This window comes from Dietzia sp. CQ4, from assembly GCF_014145125.1.
Lineage (GTDB): Bacteria > Actinomycetota > Actinomycetes > Mycobacteriales > Mycobacteriaceae > Dietzia > Dietzia natronolimnaea.
Map to the genome: position 1 here is coordinate 1 of NZ_JAALDZ010000343.1, position 2678 is coordinate 2678.

The 2678-nt window shown below is 66.5% G+C and carries 2 protein-coding genes; both read left to right on the forward strand.

The window, feature by feature from the left end:
• Positions 1-206 precede the first annotated feature (206 nt).
• Positions 207-1778 (forward strand): IS21 family transposase, encoded by a 1572-nt coding sequence (gene istA, locus G6031_RS16380; RefSeq protein ID WP_182653840.1) that lies wholly within the window; start codon positions 207-209, stop codon positions 1776-1778.
• On the forward strand, positions 1775-2524 hold the full coding sequence (locus tag G6031_RS16385) for an ATP-binding protein (RefSeq protein WP_182653841.1): 750 nt from the start codon (positions 1775-1777) through the stop codon (positions 2522-2524). The genes istA and G6031_RS16385 overlap by 4 nt, the downstream gene beginning before the upstream one ends.
• Positions 2525-2678 lie beyond the last annotated feature (154 nt).

The window sequence follows — 2678 nt, forward strand, 5'->3', positions numbered from 1 at the left end:
TCATTGACCAGGTCCCACCCCAGTCCGAGTGCCTTGGCCACCGCTGAGTATTCGCTGCTCTGAGCGCCAGTCGTATTGGGCTTGGGAGCCGGTCGCTGCTTGACGCACTGGACGCCGTCGGAGCCATCGTTATTCTGCTTCGGAGCCACCTTCTTAGGCTCCTTCCGCCGGGTGTAACGGGCGCCTGGCGGAAGGAGCAGTTCCCAATGGTAAGGAAGATCAAGGCGAAACTCGTCTTGCAGCTACGGGCCGAGGGGTTGTCGGGCAGGGCGATCGCCGCCTCGCAGCAGATCTCGCGCAACAGCGTGGCATCGGTGCTGGAGGCCGCCGATGCGGCCGGAGTGCGGTGGGACGACATCGCCGACCTGCCCGACGCCGAGGTGTACTCACTTCTGTTCCCCGGCCGCAGCGAACACCAGAGCGTGTTCGCCGAGCCCGACTGGGCCCAGGTGCACCGCGAGATGGCCCGGGTCGGCGTCACGATGAAGCTGCTGCACGGCGAGTACACCGACCAGTGCGCCCACTCGGGCACCCCGGCGATGGGTTACGACAGGTTCTGCAAGTCCTACCAACAGCATGTGCTGGTCACCGGGTTGGCCTCCCGCGTGGGGCACAAGGCCGGCCAGACGGTCGAGGTCGACTGGTCTGGGCCCACGATGGAGCTGCTCGACCCGGCGACGGGAGAGTCGAGGCGGGTCTATTTGTTCGTGGCCTGCCTGCCGTTCAGCCGGTTCGCCTTCGTGGAACCCACGCTGGACATGAAGCAGGACACGTGGCTTCGTGCGCACGTGGCGATGTTCGAGCACTTCTCGGGCTCGGTACCGCGGATCGCTTGCGACAACCTCAAGACGGGCGTGATCAAGCACCCTCGGGAGGGTGAGATCGTGCTTAACGACGCCTACCGCCAGATGGCCGCCCACTACTCGGCCGCTGTGCTGCCGGGCCGAGTACGGCGCCCGAAAGACAAGGCCAGCGTGGAAAATACGGTGGCTCACGTGGCCACCTGGATCATCGCCGCTCTTCGGGACCGGAAGTTCCACGCACTGGCGGAACTCAAGGCCACCATCGCCGCACAGCTCTCGGCCTACAACGCCGAGCCGTTCCAGAAGCGTGCCGGCTCGCGGGCCAGCGTGTTCGAGTCCGAGGAGAAGTCGCTACTGCGGCCGCTGCCAGCCACCGCGTACGAGATCAGCCGCTGGATGTATGGGCGCCGGGTCGGGCGCAACGGGCACGTGGCCTGGGCCCGCAACTACTACTCGGCGCCGTATCCGCACGTGGGCGCCAAGGTCGACCTGCGGATCACGGACACGATGTTGGAGGTCTACCGCGGCCAGCAGCGCCTGACCAGCCACCTGCTGCTGCCCGAGACGGTGGTCAACGAGTACCGCACCAACGACGCCGACCTGCCGGCCGGGCCGAAGTACCAGCAATGGGACCAGCCCAGGACCAGGGAATGGGCCGAGCGAGTCGGCGCCTCGGCGGTGATCGTGGTGGACCGGATCTTCGAATCCGTCCCGGTCGCCGAACAGGGATTGAACCCAGCACTGGCGGTACTGCGACTGACTCGTCGCTACTCGGCCGAGCGAGTGGAGGCGGCCTGCCGGATCGCGTTGGCCGGCCCGATCCGCTCCCCGCGGTATGCGCACCTGCGACCGATCCTGGAGACCGGACAAGACAAACCCGCAGCGCCCACCGGCAGAGCCGCCGAGCAACCGCCCGAGGAGACCGGCGGATATGTGCGCGGGGCCGACTACTACGCGGCGGGCGGCGCCCGATGACCCGGATCGATTCGGAGACCAAACGCAAGCTTCGCGAGATGGGCGCCACCGCCATGCTGGAGGCGCTCGAGGCCCGCGACGAGACTCTCGTGATCGGTCTCGGGTTCGAGGACCAGGTCAGGCTCATCGTGGACGAGGCCCACTCCGCCTTCACCCACGCGAAAGTGGAAGGGCTGATCCGGCGAGCTGGGCTGCGCTACCCGGGTGCCGATCTACGCCGGCTCGACCTTCTCGCCGAACGAGGTCTCGATCAGGGTGTGATCGCCCAGCTCGGAAGCTGCTCGTTCATCGAGCGCCAACAGAACGTGGTGTTCCAGGGCTTCACCGGCTCCGGGAAGTCCTACCTCGGGTGCGCGTTGGCGAAACAGGCTTGCCAGCACCGGATCCGGGCGCACTACATCCGGATGCCGGACCTCGCTGAGGCCTGGGCGTTGGCCAGGGACAAGCCCCGCGGCACGACCACGTTCCTGAAGAAGTACGCCGCCTTCACCCTGCTGGTCGTCGACGAGTGGCTCCTCGACCCGCCGGATGAGAGCATGCGCAGCATGCTGCTGGAGCTCCTCGAGCGCCGCTACGGACACACCTCGACCGTGTTCTGCACGCAGTACGCGCAGAAGGACTGGCACCAACGCCTCGGCTCAGGGGTTCACGCCGACGCGATCATGGACCGCATCGTCCACAACACAATCTGGATAGAGACCGGCAGCTACAACATGCGCGAACACGCCGCCATGAACGAGCGCTAAACCCGACGCCTGAGAGCCGGTGGCTCCAACCCCATCGGCCACCGGCTCTCAACGGCAATAACGGTGGCTCCGAACCTCAATATCCGGTGGCTCTCAAACCTCCGAATACTCACCGCGGACACGCTGGTGCGATCGACCGCCAGGCGCTGCAGGA

Excerpts from the sequence above, each read along its gene's own strand:
- istA (WP_182653840.1), top strand. The coding sequence starts at position 207 with ATGGTAAGGAAGATCAAGGCGAAACTCGTCTTGCAGCTACGGGCCGAG.
- G6031_RS16385 (WP_182653841.1), top strand. The coding sequence starts at position 1,775 with ATGACCCGGATCGATTCGGAGACCAAACGCAAGCTTCGCGAGATGGGC.